Consider the following 18,556-nt stretch of genomic DNA (forward strand, 5'->3'; position numbering starts at 1 on the left):
CGCGCGTCCGGCGCGGGCGATGTCGTGGGTCGCGGCCGTCAGAGGCCTCGGGTGGGCGCGGCCGGGCGCGCGCCGCCGGTGCCCGCCACCTCGAGGAGGTACGGGTTGGTCGCGCGCTCGCGGCCGATCGTGGTCCGGGGGCCGTGGCCGGGCAGGACGACGGTGTCGTCGGCCAGCGGGAGAACCTTGTCCCGCAGGCTGGACAGCATGCGGGGCATGCTGCCGCCCGGCAGGTCGGTGCGGCCGATCGAGCCGGCGAACAGCACGTCACCGGAGAGGCAGATCTGGTCCGCCTCCCAGGGCGAGCCGGCGCCGGGCAACCGGAACAGCACCGACCCGCCGGTATGGCCGGGAGCGTGGTCGACGGTGATCTCCAACCCGGCCAGCGACAGCGTCGCGCCGTCGGTCAGCTCGGCCACGTCGTCCGGCTCGGTGTACGGCAGCCGCCCGCCGAACAGCTGGGTCAGGTCCATCGAGAGCGCCTTGCTCGGGTCGGCCAGCAGCTCCCGGTCGTCCGGGTGGACGTAGGCGGGGATGCCGCGCGCGCCGCAGACCGGGGCGACGGAGAACGTGTGGTCGAGGTGGCCGTGGGTGAGCAGCACGGCGGCCGGGTGCAGGCGGTGCTCGGCGAGCACGGCGTCGAGCCGGTCGAGCACCCCGATGCCGGGGTCGACCACCACGCACTGCTCCCCCGGCCCGGTCGCCACCACGTAGCAGTTGGTGCCGAAGGCGTCCGCGGGAAAGCCGGCCACGAGCACGTCGCTCCCCTTTCCGTCCGGTCGTCGTCTGCCTGCAGCCTAGTCGTAGCGGCCAGCGAGTTCCGTCCGCCACCGCCCTCGTCCGCACCGGCCGGGCTGAGACGGCGGGACCTCGTACACCACATTCCCAGTCGCTACCCGTACACTCTGGCGGGCGTGTGGCGTGGCGCACCCCGATCGGAACGGCGGACGGCGCCCGACGCCGGCGGCGATCAGGCAGAGGAAGGGGAGCGCACGTGGCTTCCAGCAGGGACCGGCAGCGCAAACTGGCGCGCGCCAAGCTCGACCGGCAGCTCGCCCGGCGGGCGGCGGCCGCGAAGCGCCGCCGCCAGATCCGGGCCGGTGTGGGCGCCGCGGTGGTGCTCGTGCTGATCGTGGCCGGCTCCGCCTGGGCGCTCGGCGCGTTCGACTCCGAGCCGGAGAAGAAGGCCGCCGAGGACGTCTGCCTCTGGACCGCGGAGGACGGCGCCGTCAACACCAACCTCAAGGACGTCGGCGAGCCGCCCACCACGGGCCTGCCCACCTCGGGCACCCGTCCGATGACGATCACCACCAATCAGGGTGGGCCGATCACCGTGGAGCTGGACCAGACCGACGCGCCCTGCGGCGCGGCGAGCCTGAGCTACCTGGCCGGCCGGTCGTTCTTCGACAACACCACGTGCCACGAGATCACCACCGAGGGCGCGCTGCGCTGCGGCGACCCGACCGGCACCGGGCTCGGCGGCCCGACCTACTCGTTCTACGACGAGAACGTCCCGGCCGCGCCGGAGCCCAGCCCGTCGGCCTCGCCGGCGCCCGGGCAGCCGGCGACGTACCCGAAGGGCACGGTCGCCATGATCGGCAACCCGCCCGGCAGCAACAGCAGCCAGTTCCTGATCTTCTTCAAGGACGCCAGCCCGGCCAAGCCGGCCTACTCGGTGGTCGGCAAGGTCACCGGTGGGCTCGACGTGGTGGAGAAGATCGGTGCCCTGCCGACGGTGGACAATGGCAACGGCGCCAAGGTCAAGCCGAAGACGCAGGTGCTGGTTCAGAGCGTGACCGTCGGCGAGCCCGGCGCGGCGCCGGCCGGCAGTCCCGCGCCCTCGCCGAGCGCCAGCGCGGGCTGAGCACACACGCCACCGGCGGCGTGCCGCCGGTGCGATCCAGACGTGACCCGGCGCGCGCGCCGACCCCATACGCAGCAGGTGAGGAGTGACCGTGACGTCCACCAGAGACCGCCAGCGCGCGGCGGCGCGAGCCAAGCTCGAGCGGGAGATGGCGGAACGGGCCGGTCGGGCCCGCAAGCGCCGGCAGACCCAGGCGATCGTCGGGGCCGCGGCGGTGCTGGTGCTCGTCGTGGCCGGCACGGTGTGGCTCGTCGCCGCGCTCGGCGACGACGACGAGAAGCAGGGCGGCACGGCCGCCGGGGCCGACGCTGTGCAGTGCGCGTACACGGAGGTGCCCAAGGAGGGCCGTCCGGCGCAGATCAAGGACGTCGGCCTCCCGCCGGCCCAGCAGTCCGGCAAGGGCACCCAGACGATGACCATCGACACCAACCTGGGCCCGATCACCGCCAAGATCGACCGCACCAAGGTGCCGTGCACCGCCGGCAGCTTCACGCACCTGGCCAGTAAGGGCTTCTTCGACAACACCAAGTGCCACCGGCTGGTCACCGAAGGCATCAAGGTGCTCCAGTGCGGCGACCCGAGCGCCACCGGCAAGGGCTGGCGGGACACCGACGGCACCGGCGGTCCGTCGTACAACCTGGCCGAGGAGAACCTGCCCACCGACAAGCGCCCGCCGTACCCGGAGGGTGTCATCGCGATGGCCAACTCCGGCCAGCCGGGCAGCACCGGCAGCCAGTTCTTCATCGTGTACGGCGACTCGCCGCTCGACCCGAACTACACCGTGCTGGGCACCATCACCGGCGGCATGGACGTGGTGAAGCAGGTCGCCGCGGCCGGTGACGACGGCGCGTTCGCCAAGCAGGCCGGCGGTGGTCACCCGAAGAAGGAGATCACCATGACCAAGGTGACGATGAGCCCGGTCGAGGGCGGCTGACCGCACCCGCGCGACGACGAAGCGCCCGCCGGCTGATCGCAGCCGGCGGGCGCTTTCGCGTGCGTGGGCGGCTCAGGCGCCCGAGGTGACCCGGTACGCGTCGAACACGCCGTCGACCTTGCGGACGGCGGCCAGCAGGTGCCCGAGGTGCTTCGGGTCGGCCATCTCGAAGCTGAACCGGCTGACCGCCACCCGGTCGCGGGTGGTGGTCACCGTCGCGGAGAGGATGTTCACCCGCTCCTCGGACAGCACCCTCGTCACGTCGGCGAGCAGCTTGTGCCGGTCCAGCGCCTCGACCTGGATGGCGACCAGGAACGTGGAGGCGGACGTGAGCTTCCAGCTCACCTCGACCACCCGCTCGGGCTGGGCGCGCAGGTCCTCGGCGTTGGCGCAGTCGTCGCGGTGCACGCTGACCCCGCCGGAGCGGGTGACGAACCCGAACACCGAGTCCGGCGGCACGGGCGTGCAGCAGCGGGCCAGCTTGATCCAGACGTCGCTGACGCCGCGGACCACGACGCCCGGGTCGGCGCTGCTCTGCCGGCTGCGCGGCGGCCGGGTGGCGACGGCGGTCTCGGCGATGTCCTCCGCCGCGCCCTCCTCGCCACCGTAGGAGGCCATCAGCTTCTGCACCACCGACTGCGCGGAGACCTGGCTGTCGCCGACCGCCGCGTAGAGCGAGGCCACGTCGGCCAGGTGCAGGTCCCGGGCGATCGCCATCAGCGCGTCCGAGGTGAGCATCCGCTGCAACGGCATGCCCTGCTTGCGCATCGCCTTGACGATCGCATCCTTGCCGGCCTCGATCGCCTCCTCGCGCCGCTCCTTGTTGAAGTACTGGCGGATCTTGGTGCGGGCGCGCGGGCTCTTGACGAAGCCCAGCCAGTCCTGCGTGGGGCCGGCCGTGTCGGACTTCGACGTGAAGATCTCGATCACGTCGCCGTTGGACAGCGTCGACTCGAGCGGCACCAGCTTGCCGTTGACCCGCGCGCCGATGCACTTGTGCCCGACCTCGGTGTGCACCGCGTACGCGAAGTCCACCGGCGTCGACCCGGTCGGCAGCGGGATGACGTCGCCCTTGGGCGTGAAGACGTACACCTCCTGGCTGGACAGGTCGAACCGCAGCGCGTCCAGGAACTCGCTCGGGTCCGCCGCCTCCCGCTGCCAGTCCAGCAGCTGCCGCAGCCAGGTCATCTCGTCGATGTGCGCCGGCGGGCCCACCACCGGGGTGCCCTTGTGCTCCTTGTACTTCCAGTGCGCGGCGATGCCGAACTCGGCGGTGCGGTGCATCGCGTACGTGCGGATCTGCATCTCCACCGGCTTGCCGGTGGGCCCGATCACAGTCGTGTGCAACGACTGGTACATGTTGAACTTGGGCATGGCGATGTAGTCCTTGAACCGGCCCGGCACCGGCTGCCAGTTGGCGTGGATGACCCCCAGCGCCGCGTAGCAGTCCCGCACCGTGTCGACCAGGATCCGCACACCCACCAGGTCGTAGATGTCGTTGAAGTCGCGCCCCCGCACGATCATCTTCTGGTAGATCGAGTAGAGGTGCTTCGGCCGCCCGGTGGTCTCCGCCTTGATCTTGGCGGCCTTCAGGTCGGTGGACACCTTCTGGGTCACCTGGCGCAGCAGCGCCTCACGCTGCGGCTGGTGCTCCCCGATCAGCCGGTTGATCTCCTCGAACCGCTTCGGGAACAGCGTGCCGAAGGCCAGATCCTCCAGCTCCCACTTGATCGTGTTCATACCGAGGCGGTGCGCCAGCGGAGCGAGGATCTCCAACGTCTCCTTGGCCTTCTGCTCCTGCTTCGGGCGCGGCAGGAAGGTCAGGGTCCGCATGTTGTGCAGCCGGTCGGCCAGCTTGATCACCAGGACCCGGGGGTCCTTCGCCATCGCCACGACCATCTTGCGGATGGTCTCGGCCTTGGCCGCGTCGCCGAGCTTGACCTTGTCGAGCTTGGTGACGCCGTCGACGAGCAGCGCGACCTCACCGCCGAAGTCGGCGCGCATCGCATCGAGCGTGTATTCGGTGTCCTCGATGGTGTCGTGCAGCAGCGCCGCGACCAGCGTGGTGGTGTCCATGCCCAGGTTCGCCAGGATGGTCGCCACCGCGAGGGGGTGCGTGATGTAGGGGTCGCCGGACTTGCGGTACTGCCCCGAGTGCCACCGCGCGGCCGTGTCGAAGGCGCGCTGCAGCAGCCGCGCGTCGGCCTTGGGGTGGTTCTCCCGGTGGGTCGCGATCAGCGGCTCCAGCACCTCGCTGACCTGCGAGGTCTGCCAGGGCGCGTTGAACCGGGCCAGCCGGGCGCGGACCCGCCGGCCGGTGGGCGCGTTGGACAGGGCGAAACCGCTGCCGGTCGTGGACTCGGTGGAACCCTCGGTCGGGAACGGCACCACGACCGCCCCGCCGTCGGCCGTCGCGTCGGGCGCACCGCCGGTGGCGCCGGTCGCCCGGGCCGGCGGGTTGCCGCTGCGCTCGGTCACCGAGCCGTCCGCGTCGCCTGTCGGGTGCACCGTGCCCTCCACCGGAGGGACGACATCGTGGGACACCGGCCTCCTCACCGCTCGCCGGGATGCGCCGGCCGTCCGGCCGACGTCTGGTTCAACCGGCCCGGGGGCCGGTCTTGTTCCACGCGGTCGCCGGGGCCGGGCCCCGGCGCCTTCGCCGCCCCGGACACACCTCGGCCGGGTCGGGCAAAGGGCAATGCTACCCGTACGCAGGGTACGCCACCGCTCCCCCGGACGGTCGGCGCCGACCGGCCCGACGGGCCGGCCTGGTCAAACGGTCAACAGGGCATGGACCGGTCGCTGTGCCAGCCGCTTACGGCCCTCGAGGAAGCCCAGCTCCAGCAGCACGGTGAACCCGGCCACCGTCCCACCGGCGCGTTCCACGAGGTCGAGCGTGGCCTCGGCGGTGCCGCCGGTGGCGAGCACGTCGTCGAGCACCAGCACCCGGTGGCCGGCGGTGAAGGCGTCCTGGTGCACCTCCAGCGTCGCCTCGCCGTACTCCAGCGCGTAGGAGGCCGAGTGGGTGGCCCGGGGCAGCTTGCCGGCCTTGCGCACCGGCACCACGCCGACCCCGGTGGCGTACGCGACCGCCGCCGCCAGCACGAACCCGCGCGCCTCGATGCCGGCGACGGTGTCGAACGAGTCCCGCCCGTGGTACGCGATGATGCCGTCGATCACCGCCCGGAACGCCTCACCGTCGGCGAACAGGGGCATCAGGTCCTTGAACACGACACCCGGCTTGGGGAAGTCCGGCACGTCCAGCAACCGGCTGGCGACGAGCTGGGCGACCTCCGGGCCGCTGTCTCCGCGTACCCCTGCGGTGTGGGTCTCCGTCACGGTGCGTCCCATGTCCTCTCGAAACGACGACGGCGTCCGTCATGCCGTGAGTCCAGCATGACGGACGCCGTCGGACCGATTCCGTCCGGCCCTACGGTCAGCGGCGCTTGCCGCCGGGCCGGTTGCCGCCGCCCCCGGCGGGACGCCCGCCGCGGGCGCCGCTGGGACGCTTGCCGGCCGGCCGGGCGCCCACCTTGGGTGCGGCGCCGGCCAGCGCGGCCGCCTCCGGGTCGATCGGCGCGTCGGCGGCCGGTGCGGCGGTACGCGGGCCCTTCGGCGTGATCTCGCCCTTGGCGATCGCGGCCCGGCGGGCGGCGACCCGCTTGTTGTGCGCGCTGATCCGCGGGTCCATGTTCTTCAGCAGCACCAGCAGCGGCGTGGCCAGCAGGATCGAGGTCAGGAACGCCACCGCCATACCGACGAACAGCACCAGGCCGAGGTCCTTCAGCGTGCCCGCCCCGAGCAGGCCGGCGCCGATGAAGAGCAGGCCGCCGACCGGCAGCAGCGCCACGACCGAGGTGTTCAGCGACCGCATGAGGCTCTGGTTGAGCGCCAGGTTGGACGCCTCGCCGTAGGTGACGTTGTTGTTCGCGGTGATGCCGCGTGTGTTCTCCTGCACCTTGTCGAAGACCACCACCACGTCGTAGAGCGCGAAGCCCAGGATCGTGAGGAAGCCGATGATCGTCGACGGGGTGACCTCGAAACCGACGAGCGAGTAGATGCCGGCGGTGAGGATCAGGTTGGTCAGCAGCGAGATGATGGCGGCGACCGCCATTCGCCACTCGAAGCGCAGCACCAGGTAGATCGACACCACCGCGATGAAGATCACCAGACCGAGGAAGGCGCGCGAGGTGACCTGGCTGCCCCACGCCTCGGAGACCTGGCTGCCGCTGATCTGGTCGGCCTGGATGCCGAACTCCTGCGCCATCGCGGCCTTGGCCGCGTTGGCCTGCTCGGCGCTGAGCTGCCCGGTGCGCATCTCGTAGAACTCGCCGCTGGTGCTGCCGACCTTCTGCGCGCTGACCACCTCGACGCCGGGCGCCTCGTCGGCCAGCACCTCGTCGACGGTCTGCTCGGCCCGGTCCAGCGTGCCGACGCTGGCCGGCACCTGGAACGTGTTGCCGCCGGCGAACTCGATGCCGAGCTTGAAGCCGCTGATCGCGAAGCTGAGTACCGCGATCAGGACCAGGACACCCGCCACACCGAACCACAGGTTCCGGCGGCCGACGATGTTGAGATCCGCCTCGCCCCGGTAGAGCCGCGCGGCCAGACCGTTCTTAGCCATCTCAGGCCTCCTTGACACGCGGGTTGCGGGCGGTGCCCGGCTCGGTCGACCGGGCCGGCAGCGCCCGGCCCAGACCGCTGACCCGCGGCGACAGGAACGCCCGGGTACGGGCGAACATCGTCATGATCGGGTGGCGGAAGAGGAAAACGACGACCAGGTCGAGCACTGTGGCCAGGCCGAGCGCGAAGGCGAAGCCCTTCACCGCGCCGACCGACACGATGTAGAGCACCACCGCCGACATCAGCGTGATCGCGTTCGCCGAGATGATCGTCCGGCGAGCCCGGATCCAGGCGCGCGGCACCGCGCTCCGTGGACTCCGGCCCTCCCGGATCTCGTCCTTCAATCGTTCGAAGTAGATGACGAACGAGTCCGCCGCGACGCCCAGCGAGACGATCATGCCGGCGATGCCGGCGAGCGTGAGCGTGAAGCCGATCGACCGGCCGAGCACCACCAGCGCGCCGAACACCAGCAGCGCGGAGAGCACCAGGCTCAGGAAGATGACCGAGCCGAGCAGACGGTAGTAGAAGAACGAGTAGATGATGACCAGCAGCATGCCGATGCCGGCCGCCAGCAGACCCGCCTTGAGGTGGCTGTCGCCGAGCGTCGCGGTGACGTTCTGCTGCTCCTGCGGCTCGAAGGTCACCGGCAGCGCGCCGTAGCGCAGCTGGCTGGCGAGCGCGTTCGCGGCCTTGTTGTCGAAGCTGCCGGTGATCTGCGAGTCACCGGTCAGCACGCCCTGGATCTCCGGGGACGAGACGATCTCGTTGTCCAGCACCACGGCGACCCGGCACTTGCCGTCCTGGCCGAGCGCGGTCTGGTCGCAGGCCTGGCCCTCGTTGTTGAACGCCTCGCGGGTCAGCGCGGTCCACTTCTCCTGGCCCTTGCCGGTGAAGTTCAGGCTGACCACCCAGGAGCTGGTCTGGTCGAGCTGGGCGGAGGCGTTCTTGACGTCGGTGCCGAGCACCTTCGCGACGTCGAGCAGATACTTCGCGCCGGACTCGCAGGCGACCGCCTTCTGCTTCTCGTCCTTGATCGAGGCGGCGGGCCGCGTGTCGAGCTGGGTGCAGGTGATGGTCGGGACGTTGAACTGCATCTCGACCGGCAGGACGGCGACCTCCTGCGGGGTGAGCGTCCCGAACGGCTTGAGCTTGTCGGCCAGCGACGGGTCGGTGGTCAGGTCCGCCGGGGCCTGGAGACCGGAGGCGGCGGCCCAGGCGGCCGCGCCGACCTTCTGCTCGACGGCCTTGCGCTGCTGCTCGATGCTCTGCGCCACCGGCTCGGCGCTGGCGCTCGGGCTCGGCGCGGCGGCGCTCGGCGAGGCCGAGGCGCTGGCGCTCGGCGTCGGGGCCATGCCGCCCTGCCCGCCGGCGCTCGGCGAGCCGCTCACCTTGGGGCTCGTGGTCGCCTGCGGCGACGCGCTGCCCGACGGGGTCGGGGTGGCGGCGCCGGACGGCGAGGCGCTCGGGGTCGGCGCGGGCGCGGCCGCGGCACCACTGCCGTCGGTGGCCTTGAGCACCTTGCGGAAGCGCAGCTCGGCGGCCTCACCGACGTCGGTGAGGTCGCGGTTCTGGCCGGGCAGGGAGATGACGATGTTGCGGTTGCCCTCGGTGACCACCTCGGCCTCGGCCACGCCGTAGGCGTTGACCCGGCTCTCGATGATCTGGCGGGCCTCCTCGAGGTTGTCGGCGGTCGGGGGCTTGCCGTCCACCGTGTTGGTGGCCTCGAGCGTCAGCCGGGTGCCGCCGACGAGGTCCAGGCCGAGCCGCGGCTCCAACCGGTCCTTCCAGCCACCGCTGGCGCCGCCCGAGAAGAACACCAAAAGATAGAGGACGACGAAGATGAGCCCGAGCACGGCGAGCTGCCGTCCGGGCCGCATCTGTCCCTGAGGTGGTGCCACGGCTGTCCTGTCTCCCTGTACGGTCGCGCCGCTTCCGCGGCGGCGACAACTGTCGGGCCGGGGGTGTCCGCCCGACTGCTCCGGCGGGTCGGCACCGGAGGACGGCACGCCGGCTGGTGCGCGGCGCGGGGGCGCCGCACGGCCCGGCCGGGTGCCGGCGCCGGGCGCCGACCCCAACTATCCACTTGTACCGATGATTCCGCTGCCCCGTCCGGGGCGGCAGTCACTCCTTGACCGGCTCGGCTTCCTCGGTGATCGTCTCGGCCGCCGGCGCCTCGGCGCGCTTGATCACGCGGGCCACGGCGGGGCGGGCGTACCGGGTCTGCACGCCCGGCGCGACCTCGAGCAGGACCGTCTCGTCCTCGACCGCGGTGACCGTGCCGTGCAGGCCGCCGATGGTGACCACCTCGTCGCCGGGGGCGAGGGCGGACTGCATCTGCTCGGCCTCGCGGCGGCGCTTCTGCTGCGGACGGATCATCATGAAGTACATGACGACGAAGAGCAGAGCGATCATGAGGATCGGCGTCAGACTGCCGGCTCCCCCGCCACTCGCTGCTGCGTAAAGCACGGTGTAGACCTTCCGGTTGGCCTCCGTCCCGGCGCCGGAGGGCGCCGCAGCGGAAGCGGATTCTCACGTCCTGTACAAACCGCGGCGAAGTCTAGTCCCTGCTCCTGAGAAGACCGAATGCGGCACAGATCACGAACGGATCACGGCTGATCGGTCTGCACCGAGAACAGATCGGGCCCCGGAGGGGCATCCACACCAAATGTACCATTCGGGGGCGTACGCCCCAGATGGCGCCAGGCGGCCTCGGTCGCCACCCGCCCGCGCGGCGTACGGGCCAGCAGCCCGGCCCGGACCAGGAACGGCTCGCAGACCTCCTCGACCGTGTCCGGCTGCTCCCCCACCGTCACGGCGAGGGTGGACAGGCCCACCGGACCGCCCCGGAACGAGTCGACCAACGCGGTCAGCACCGCCCGGTCGAGCCGGTCCAGGCCCAGCGCGTCCACGTCGTAGACGGTCAGCGCCGCCCGTGCGGTCTCCAGCGTGACCACGCCCTCGGCGCGCACCTCGGCGTAGTCGCGCACCCGGCGCAGCAGCCGGTTGGCGATGCGCGGGGTGCCCCGGGACCGGCCGGCGATCTCCGCCGCCCCCTCGGGGGTGATCGGCACGCCGAGGATCCGGGCCGACCGGTGCAGCAGCACCTCCAGGTCGGCCGGGGCGTAGAAGTCGAGGTGCGCGACGAAACCGAACCGGTCGCGCATCGGGCCGGTCAGCAGGCCGGACCGGGTGGTGGCGCCGACGAGCGTGAACGGCTCCACGTCGAGCGGGATGGCCGTGGCGCCCGGCCCCTTGCCCACCACCACGTCGACGCGGAAGTCCTCCATGGCGCTGTAGAGCAGTTCCTCGGCCGGCTTGGCGATCCGGTGGATCTCGTCGATGAACAGCACGTCGCCCTCGGCGAGGCTGGTCAGGATCGCGGCCAGGTCGCCGGAGCGCTCGATGGCCGGGCCGCTGGTCACCCGGATCCCGGTGCCCAGCTCGGCGGCGACGATGTTGGCAAGGCTGGTCTTGCCGAGGCCGGGCGGCCCGGACAGCAGGATGTGGTCCGGCGGGGAGCCGCGCCGCATCGCGCCCTGCAACAGCAGGTCGAGCTGGTCGCGGACCCGGTCCTGGGCGATGAACTCGGAGAGCCGCTTCGGGCGGACGCTCGCCTCGGCGTCCCGCTCGGCGTCGTCGACGTACGCCGAGACCAGGTTGTCCCCGCTCATCGGGTCCGGCCCAGGAGGCGGATCGCCTGCTTGAGCAGGACCGGCACCGGCGGCGTCTCACCGTCCACGGTCTCCGCGACCGCGGCCACCGCCTGCTCGGCCTGGGCGGCCGTCCAGCCCAGCCCGACGAGGGCCTGGCGGACCTGCTCCGGCCAGGCGCCGGCGGTCACCCCGGCCGCGCCGTCGGCGCCCACCGGCACCGGGCCGATCCGGTCGCGCAGCTCCAGCACCAGCCGCTCGGCGCCCTTCTTGCCGATGCCCGGCACCCGGGTCAGCGCCGCGGTGTCGGCGTTGGCGATGGCCTTGCGGACCGCGTCCGGCGTGTGCACGGCGAGCACCGCCTGGGCCAGCCGGGGACCGACCCCGCTGGCGGTCTGGAGCAGCTCGAACAGCTGCTTGGCGTCGTCGTCGGCGAAGCCGTAGAGGGTGAGCGAGTCCTCCCGGACCACCAGGCTGGTGGCCAGCCGGGCCGGCTGGCCCACGCGCAGCTCGGCGAGCGTGCCGGGGGCGCACTGCACGGCCAGGCCGATGCCGCCCACCTCCACCACCGCGTGATCCGGGCCGGTGGCGGTCACCGTGCCGCGTACGCTCGCGATCATCGCGTCCCTCCTCGTCGGGCCCGTTGCGCGGCCGCGGCCAGCTTGGACCGGGTGCCGCCGCGCCACACGTGACAGATGGCCAGCGCCAGGGCGTCGGCGGCGTCGGCCGGCTTCGGCGGCTCGGGCAGCCGCAGCAGCCGGGTGACCATCGCCGTCATCTGCGCCTTGTCGGCCTGGCCGGAGCCGGTCACCGCCGCCTTCACCTCGCTCGGCGTGTACGTCGTCACCGGCAACCCGGCCCGGGCCCCGGCGAGCACCGCGACGCCGCTGGCCTGCGCGGTGCCCATCACGGTGCGGACGTTGTGCTGGCTGAACACGCGCTCCACGGCGACCGCGTCCGGCCGGTGCTCGACGACCAGGTCGGTGAGCGAGCGGTCCAGGTGCAGCAGGCGCAGCGCGAGGTCGTCGGCCGGGTCGGTGTAGACCACGTAGTAGGCCACGAGCGTGCAGGGACGGCCCGGCACGCCCTCGACCACGCCGACCCCGCACCGGGTCAGCCCCGGGTCGACGCCCAGCACGCGCACGCCGCCTCCTCCCCGAGCCGCCAGCAGTACGTGTGTTCGACACACCCTACTGGTGCCCGCCGACGCCGGGGCGGCCGGACACGCCGGGCCCCGGCGGTGACGCGGCGCACCACACAGGCGGGCGGTGGAGTATGTGTCGCCACCCCATGTGCCAGGGGACACCCGGCTCGTACGTTCATGCGCCATGACGGCAGAACCCGTGGCGGTCCCCCACGTCGTACACGTCGACCTGACCGGTCGCACCGCGCTGGTGACAGGTGGTGGCGGCGGCATCGGACGGGCCTGCGCGCTGCGCCTGGCGGCGGCCGGCGCGACGGTGGTGGTGCTGGACCGCGACGTGGCGGCGGCCGAGGCGGTGGCCGGCGAGGCCGGCGGCCGGGCGGTGGGGATCGACCTGGCCGACCCGGCGGCGGTGGACCGGCTCGACGTCGACGCCGACATCGTGGTCAACAACGCCGGGCTGCAACACGTCGCGCCGGTGCAGGACTTCCCGGTCGAGCGCTTCGAGTACATCCAGCGGGTGATGGTGGAGGCGCCGTTCCTGCTGATCCGCCGGGCGCTGCCCCGGATGTACGCGTCCGGCTGGGGCCGGATCGTGAACATCTCCTCGGTGCACGGGCTGCGCGCCTCGCCGTTCAAGTCGGCGTACGTCTCGGCGAAGCACGCGCTGGAGGGCCTGTCCAAGGTGGTCGCGCTGGAGGGCGCCGCGCACGGCGTCACCGCCAACTGCATCAACCCGGCGTACGTGCGCACCGCGCTGGTGGAGAGCCAGATCGCCGACCAGGCGGCCACCCACGGCATCGGCGAGGACGAGGTGGTCGAGAAGATCATGCTGGCCCGGGCGGCGATCAAGCGGCTGATCGAGCCGGAGGAGGTGGCCGAACTGGTGGCGTACCTGTGCTCCCCGCCGGCCGCGTTCCTCACCGGCACCTCGATCGCCCTCGACGGGGGCTGGACGGCGAACTAGTGGCCCCGCGCACAATGTCGGTCATGTCGTCGCCGGTCGAGTTCCTGGAGCTGCTGGCGCGCGAGGCCGCCGCGGTCGAGTTCGAGGGCCCGCTGGTCGCCGCGCGCGCCGCCGGCCTGCCCGCCGAACGGCTCGCCGAGCTGGAACAGGCCAAGGTGGTGGCGCTGCGGGTCCGGGCGCTGCTGGCGCGGCGGCGTCGCCGGGAGACCGAGCTGTCCGGCCTGTACGACACCGCGAGCGACCTGGCCGGGCTGCGCGACCTGGACGACGTGCTGCGCGCGATCGTGCACCGGGCGCGGATCCTGCTCGGCACCGACGTGGCGTACATGACGCTCAACGACGACGAGCGCGGCGACACGTACATGCGGGTCACCGACGGCTCGATCTCGGCCCGGTTCCAGCGGCTGCGGCTGGAACTGGGCGACGGCCTGGGCGGCCTGGTGGCGCAGACCGGCACCCCGTACGTCACCTCGAACTACCAGGAGGACGAGCGGTTCCGGCACACCGGGGAGATCGACGGCGGGGTGGGCGAGGAGGGCCTGGTGGCCATCCTCGGCGTGCCGCTGCGGCTCGGCTCCAGCGTGATCGGCGTGCTGTACGCGGCGAACCGCTCGGCCCGGCCGTTCGCCCGCGAGGAGGTGTCGCTGCTGGTGTCGCTGGCGGCGCACGCGGCGGTGGCGATCGACACCGCGCGGCTGCTCGCCGAGACCCGGGCGGCGCTGGCGGAGCTGTCGGCGGCGAACAGCACCATCCGGGCGCACAGCAGTTCGGTGGAGCGCGCCGCCGCCGCGCACGACCGGATGACCGCGCTGGTGGTGCGCGGCGGAGGCATGGAGGACGTGGCGGCGGCGGTCACCGAGGTGCTCGGCGGGGCGCTGCTGGCGCTGGACGCCGAGGGCCGGCGGCTGGCCCGGGTCGGCGAGATCGAGGAGCCGGACCGGGCCGACATCGTGGAGGCGGTGGCCGCCTCCCGTACCGAGGGGCGCAGCGTGCGCCGGGGCCCGCTCTGGTACGCCGCGGTGGTGGCCGGCGCGGAGAACCTGGGCGCGCTGGTGCTGCGCCCGGACGACGAGCTGGTCGACGCCGACCAGCGCATCCTGGAGCGCGCCGCGCTGGTGACCGCGTTGCTGCTGCTGTTCCGCCGGACCGTGGCCGAGGCGGAGGGGCGGGTCCGCGGCGAGCTGCTGGACGACCTGATCGCCCGGCCGCTGCGCGACGCCGACGCGCTGCGCGCGCGGGCCCGCCGGATCGCTGTGGACCTGGACGCCCCGCACGTGCTGGTGGCGGTCGGCGACGACGCGTTCGCCGAGACCGGCTCGGCCCGGCAGCGGGTGCTGTCCTGGGCCACCACGTACGCCTCGACACGGGGTGGCCTGGCCGCGGCGCGCGACGGGCGGGTGGTGCTGATGCTGCCCGGCCGGGACGCGGGCGGCGCGGCCCGCTCGGTGGCCCGGGACCTGTCCCGGCTGACCGGCCGCCCGGTGACCGCCGGGGCGAGCGGGCCGTCGACCGGGCCGGCGTCGCTGGCCGTCACGTTCGCCGAGGCGGAGCGCTGCCTGTCCGCGCTGGGTGCGCTGGGCCGGGCCGGGCAGGGGGCGAGCACCGCCGAGCTGGGTTTCGTCGGGCTGCTGCTGGGCGCTGTCGGCGACGCCGGGGACCGGGACGTGGCCCGGTTCCTCGCCACCACTGTGGGGCCGGTGCTGGACTACGACGCCCGGCGGGGCACCGCGCTGGTGAAGACGCTGGAGGCGTACTTCGGGGTGGGCGGCAGCCTGGCCCGGGCCGCCGAGCAGCTGCACGTGCACGTCAACACGGTCACGCAGCGGCTGGAGCGGGTCGGTCACCTGCTGGGCGCGGACTGGCAGCGGCCGGAGCGGGCGCTGGAGGTGCAGCTCGCGCTGCGTCTGCACCGGCTGCGCACGCCCGCCCGCTGAGCGGCCGGACCGCGCCGGGCGGTCCGGCGCGGTCAGCGCACGCGCAGGCCGTCCAGGACCGTGTCCACGATCCGCTCGGGCAGCATCCGCTCGTCGCGCTCGGGGTGCCAGCGCAGCATTCGCTGGGTGAGCATCGGCGCGGTGAGCAGCGACATGGTCACCTCGACGTCGAGGTCGGCGCGCAGCTCGCCCCGGTCGATCCCGCGGTGCAGCACCTCGCGCATCGCCGCGCGCCGGGGCTCGATGATCGCCTCGTACGCCTGCCGGTGGGACGAGCTGCGGTTCACCTCGGGCACCAGGCAGGGCATGATCTTGCGGACCCGGGGGTCGGCGTGCTGGCCCACGGCGCCGACCAGCAGCACCAGGTCGTCGCGGACGGAGCGACCGGCGGTGCGGGGCGCGGGGCCCTTGAGCGTGCGCAACGCGTCCAGCAGCAGCGCGTCCTTGCCCGGCCAGCGGCGGTAGATGGTGGCCTTGCCGACACCTGCGCGGTTGGCGATCGCCTCGATGGACAGCGACTCGACGGTGCTGCCCTCGGCCAGCAGGTCGAGGGTGGCGTCGATGATCGCCTCGTCCGCGCGGGTACTCCGCGGTCGCCCGGGCGACCGCGGAGCATCCGCCGTGGAAGTCATGTCAGACATTGTCCACGAACCTACGCGGTACCGGCCAGCTCCCGGTCGGTGACCGGCGCCGCGTCGGGGGCGACGACCGGCCGCCCCGGCATCCAGCGCAGCACGATCACGATGCCGAGCGCGGCCACCACCGCGGAGGCGCCCGCCGCCCAGTGCATGGCCGAGACGAACGAGTCGTTCGCGGCGTCGATCAGTCGCGGCGCGTCGGGGCCGAGCCGGCCGGCGACGGCGTACGCCCCGGAGATCGACTCCCGGGCCGCGTCGCGTACCGGGGCGGGCAGGGCGGCCACCGCCGGGCCGACCTGGTCGCGGTAGACGCCGGAGAGCACCGAGCCGAGCACCGCCACGCCGAGCGCGCCGGCCACCTGCCGCACGGTGTTGCTCACCGCGGAACCGACACCGGCCTTCTCCCGGGGCAGCGACGACATGATCGACTCGGTGGCCGGGGGCATGATGTTCGCCATTCCGGCGCCCTGGAGGAAGCCCAGCGCCGAAAAGATCCAGATCGGGGTGTCCGCGTCGATGAAGACGAACGCGGCGAGCGCCACGGTGGTGAGCAGCAGCCCGGCGGCCGCGACCGCCCGGCCGCCGTAGCGGCGGACCATCGCGGCGCTGCGCGGCGCGAAGATGAGCTGGGCGGCGGCGAACGGCAGGAACAGCAGGCCGCTCTCCAGCGGGCTGTAGCCGCGGACGAGCTGGAGGTAGAACGCGCCGAAGAACATCACGCCCATGGCGGCGAAGAAGACCAGCCCGACCAGGGCCACCGGGGCGGCGAACCGGGGCACCCGGAACAGCCGTACGTCCAGCGACGGGTGGTCGCTGCGCAGCTCGTGGGCGACGAACCAGCCGAGCACCGCGAGGCCGCCGAGCACCGCGATCCACACCTGCGGGCGGTCGAAGCCGTGCTCGCCGCCGTCGATGATGCCGTAGGTGAGCGCGACCAGGCCGACCACCGACAGCAGCACGCCGAGCAGGTCGACCCGGCCGGGCTTCGGGTCGCGGGACTCCGGGACCAGGGCCGCGACCAGCACCACGCCGAGCACCACCACCGGCACGTTGATCAGGAAGACCGAGCCCCACCAGAAGTGCTCCAGCAGCGCGCCGCCGAGCACCGGGCCGATCGCCACCGCGAGGCCGACCGCGCCGGCCCAGACGCCGATCGCCTTGGCGCGCTCACGCGGGTCGAAGACGTTGGAGATGATCGAGAGCGTCACCGGCATGATGGCCGCGCCGCCGACGCCCATCAGCGCGCGGGCCGCGATGAGCTGGCCCGGGTCCTGCGCGTACGCGGACAGCAGCGAGGACAGGCCGAACAGCGCCAGCCCGAGGATCAGGAAGCGGCGGCGGCCGAGCCGGTCACCGAGCACGCCGAAGGTGAACAGCAGCCCGGCGAAGACGAGCGTGTAGGAGTTGATCGCCCATTCCAGCTCGCCCTGGGTGGCGCCGAGGCCGTGCACCGGGTCGGCCAGGGTGCGCAGGGCGACGTTGAGGATGGTGTTGTCGAGGACGACCACGAGGAGGCTGATCACCAGCACCCCGAGGATCGCCCACCTCCTCGGGTGTCCGGTGTTCTCGTGTGGTTCCACGTCCGTGCTCCCCCCGGTTTCCCCGCGTCGGAATACGATACGGGTCAGACTCGTAACGGAGCCGAGCGTAGGTGAGCGGGTTTCGATACGGAACTGGTTCGTATCGAATGTGTCTCAGGTCACGCGGGCGGCCCGGCCGCCAGCGCCAGCCGCAGCACCGCGTCCCGCACCGGCAGCAGCCGCCGCGCGCCGGACAACCGCCCCGCCCACCGCGCGCCCGCCGCGATCCGCTGCGTGGGCCGCCGGCGACGCCTGTCGTACGCCCGCAGCCCGGCGGGCAGGTCGTCGGCGTCGCGGACGCAGCCGGCGAGCGCGACCGCGTCGATGAGCGCCTGGCAGGCGCCCTGCCCGAGATCCGGGGTCATCGCGTGCGCGGCGTCGCCGAGCAGCACCGTCCGGCCGGACACGTACGACGGCAGCGGCGTCAGGTCGTGGATCTCGTGCCGCAGGATCCCCTCCGGGGTGAGCGCGTCGAGCACCCGCGGCACCGGCTGATGCCAGTCGCCGAAGAGACGGCGCAGCTCGGCAGCGTCGTCGGGCGGCGCCGGGTGCCCCTCGGGCAGCCGCACCGCGGCGTACCAGTTGGTGCGGCCCGGCCCGGCCGGGGTCAGCCCGAACTTGCGCCCCCGCCCCCAGGTCTCGCCACCCTCGGCCAGGTCCAGGTCGACCACACCGCGCCAGGCCACCGCGCCCGCGTAGCGCAGCGGGTACCGCCGGCCGTACATCGCCTCGCGCACCACGCTGTTGATCCCGTCCGCGCCCACCACCAGGTCGTACGCCTCGCGCAGCGGCCCCGGGTCGGCCACCGGGGCGTCCAGGCGCAGCACCGGGCCGGGCAGCGCGCCGGCCAGGACGGCGAGCAGCACCGGCCGGGTGACCAGGTACACCGGCTCGCCGTGGCGGCGCTCCAGCCGGTCGACGTCGATGCCGGCGATCCGGCTGCCGTCCGGGCGCCGGATCGACCCGCCGCCCTGGCGGCTGCCCCGGCGGCGCACCTCGGCACCGACGCCGAGCGCGTCCAGGGCGCGCATCGCGGCGGGCCAGATGCCGAGCCCGGTGCCGCTGTCCGGCAACGCGGCGGACCGCTCCAGGACCGTCACCTCCCAGCCCGCCGCCCGCAGGCCGATGCCCGCCGCGAGCCCGCCGATCCCGCCCCCGACCACGACCGCGCGTCCGCCCATGGCGTCACCGTACTACAGGTGTAGTCACCCGCACTACGGCT

At 73.2% G+C, this 18,556-nt stretch carries 16 protein-coding genes; 4 read left to right on the plus strand and 12 right to left on the minus strand.

Going from position 1 to position 18,556, the window contains the following annotated elements:
* Positions 1–38: 38 nt before the first annotated feature.
* Entirely contained in the window at positions 39–758 is a 720-nt protein-coding gene (locus tag O7604_RS28175) for an MBL fold metallo-hydrolase (RefSeq protein WP_269700510.1), read from the minus strand.
* A gap of 236 nt (positions 759–994) precedes the next feature.
* Between O7604_RS28175 and O7604_RS28180 the strand changes: the two genes are divergently transcribed.
* Positions 995–1,864, plus strand: a complete 870-nt coding sequence (locus tag O7604_RS28180; protein ID WP_269700512.1) for a peptidylprolyl isomerase — start codon at positions 995–997, stop codon at positions 1,862–1,864.
* A 91-nt stretch (positions 1,865–1,955) separates the two neighbouring features.
* Positions 1,956–2,798, plus strand: coding sequence for a peptidylprolyl isomerase (locus O7604_RS28185; RefSeq protein WP_281578328.1), 843 nt, complete (start codon positions 1,956–1,958; stop codon positions 2,796–2,798).
* Positions 2,799–2,870: 72 nt separating this feature from the next.
* Here O7604_RS28185 and O7604_RS28190 read toward each other — a convergent pair whose 3' ends face one another.
* The 8 genes from O7604_RS28190 to ruvC all read right to left on the minus strand — a co-directional run bounded on the left by O7604_RS28190 (position 2,871) and on the right by ruvC (position 12,215).
* On the minus strand, positions 2,871–5,318 hold the full coding sequence (locus tag O7604_RS28190) for a bifunctional (p)ppGpp synthetase/guanosine-3',5'-bis(diphosphate) 3'-pyrophosphohydrolase (protein WP_281580014.1): 2,448 nt from the start codon (positions 5,316–5,318) through the stop codon (positions 2,871–2,873).
* Between the two features lie 252 nt (positions 5,319–5,570).
* Positions 5,571–6,137: an adenine phosphoribosyltransferase gene (locus O7604_RS28195; protein ID WP_120573853.1), complete on the minus strand. Its 567-nt coding sequence runs from the start codon at positions 6,135–6,137 to the stop codon at positions 5,571–5,573.
* A gap of 97 nt (positions 6,138–6,234) precedes the next feature.
* Positions 6,235–7,422, minus strand: coding sequence for a protein translocase subunit SecF (secF, locus tag O7604_RS28200; RefSeq protein ID WP_281578329.1), 1,188 nt, complete (start codon positions 7,420–7,422; stop codon positions 6,235–6,237).
* A 1-nt stretch (position 7,423) separates the two neighbouring features.
* Complete coding sequence (gene secD / locus O7604_RS28205; RefSeq protein WP_281578330.1) at positions 7,424–9,319, minus strand: protein translocase subunit SecD; 1,896 nt, start codon at positions 9,317–9,319, stop codon at positions 7,424–7,426.
* A 223-nt stretch (positions 9,320–9,542) separates the two neighbouring features.
* On the minus strand, positions 9,543–9,887 hold the full coding sequence (yajC, locus tag O7604_RS28210) for a preprotein translocase subunit YajC (protein WP_036345294.1): 345 nt from the start codon (positions 9,885–9,887) through the stop codon (positions 9,543–9,545).
* A gap of 140 nt (positions 9,888–10,027) precedes the next feature.
* Entirely contained in the window at positions 10,028–11,092 is a 1,065-nt protein-coding gene (gene ruvB, locus O7604_RS28215; protein ID WP_281578331.1) for a Holliday junction branch migration DNA helicase RuvB, read from the minus strand.
* Entirely contained in the window at positions 11,089–11,691 is a 603-nt protein-coding gene (gene ruvA, locus O7604_RS28220; protein WP_269700519.1) for a Holliday junction branch migration protein RuvA, read from the minus strand. The genes ruvB and ruvA overlap by 4 nt, the downstream gene beginning before the upstream one ends.
* Positions 11,688–12,215, minus strand: coding sequence for a crossover junction endodeoxyribonuclease RuvC (gene ruvC, locus O7604_RS28225; protein WP_281578332.1), 528 nt, complete (start codon positions 12,213–12,215; stop codon positions 11,688–11,690). Before ruvC ends, ruvA begins: the two co-directional genes overlap by 4 nt.
* A 184-nt stretch (positions 12,216–12,399) precedes the next feature.
* Here ruvC and O7604_RS28230 point away from each other — a divergent pair, with 184 nt between their 5' ends.
* A complete protein-coding gene (locus O7604_RS28230; RefSeq protein WP_281578333.1) occupies positions 12,400–13,182 on the plus strand; it encodes a 3-hydroxybutyrate dehydrogenase in 783 nt (260 codons plus the stop codon).
* A 14-nt stretch (positions 13,183–13,196) separates the two neighbouring features.
* Positions 13,197–15,116: a helix-turn-helix domain-containing protein gene (locus O7604_RS28235; RefSeq protein ID WP_269706868.1), complete on the plus strand. Its 1,920-nt coding sequence runs from the start codon at positions 13,197–13,199 to the stop codon at positions 15,114–15,116.
* A gap of 32 nt (positions 15,117–15,148) precedes the next feature.
* On the opposite strand, the gene O7604_RS28240 is transcribed toward O7604_RS28235, so the two are convergent.
* The 3 genes from O7604_RS28240 to O7604_RS28250 all read right to left on the minus strand — a co-directional run bounded on the left by O7604_RS28240 (position 15,149) and on the right by O7604_RS28250 (position 18,515).
* Positions 15,149–15,757, minus strand: coding sequence for a TetR/AcrR family transcriptional regulator (locus O7604_RS28240; protein WP_269700522.1), 609 nt, complete (start codon positions 15,755–15,757; stop codon positions 15,149–15,151).
* Positions 15,758–15,768: 11 nt separating this feature from the next.
* Positions 15,769–17,334, minus strand: coding sequence for an MFS transporter (locus tag O7604_RS28245; protein WP_269700523.1), 1,566 nt, complete (start codon positions 17,332–17,334; stop codon positions 15,769–15,771).
* Positions 17,335–17,453: 119 nt separating this feature from the next.
* The gene (locus O7604_RS28250; protein ID WP_281578334.1) at positions 17,454–18,515 is read right to left on the minus strand and encodes an FAD-dependent monooxygenase; all 1,062 of its coding nucleotides are present in this window, start codon (positions 18,513–18,515) and stop codon (positions 17,454–17,456) included.
* Positions 18,516–18,556: the final 41 nt, after the last annotated feature.

Origin of the sequence: Micromonospora sp. WMMA1947 (genome assembly GCF_027497355.1) — a bacterium.
Taxonomy (GTDB): Bacteria; Actinomycetota; Actinomycetes; order Mycobacteriales; family Micromonosporaceae; genus Micromonospora.

Excerpts from the sequence above, each read along its gene's own strand:
- ruvA (WP_269700519.1), bottom strand. The coding sequence starts at position 11,691 with ATGATCGCGAGCGTACGCGGCACGGTGACCGCCACCGGCCCGGATCAC.
- O7604_RS28235 (WP_269706868.1), top strand. The coding sequence starts at position 13,197 with ATGTCGGTCATGTCGTCGCCGGTCGAGTTCCTGGAGCTGCTGGCGCGC.
- ruvB (WP_281578331.1), bottom strand. The coding sequence starts at position 11,092 with ATGAGCGGGGACAACCTGGTCTCGGCGTACGTCGACGACGCCGAGCGG.
- O7604_RS28250 (WP_281578334.1), bottom strand. The coding sequence starts at position 18,515 with ATGGGCGGACGCGCGGTCGTGGTCGGGGGCGGGATCGGCGGGCTCGCG.
- O7604_RS28230 (WP_281578333.1), top strand. The coding sequence starts at position 12,400 with ATGACGGCAGAACCCGTGGCGGTCCCCCACGTCGTACACGTCGACCTG.
- O7604_RS28240 (WP_269700522.1), bottom strand. The coding sequence starts at position 15,757 with ATGTCTGACATGACTTCCACGGCGGATGCTCCGCGGTCGCCCGGGCGA.
- secF (WP_281578329.1), bottom strand. The coding sequence starts at position 7,422 with ATGGCTAAGAACGGTCTGGCCGCGCGGCTCTACCGGGGCGAGGCGGAT.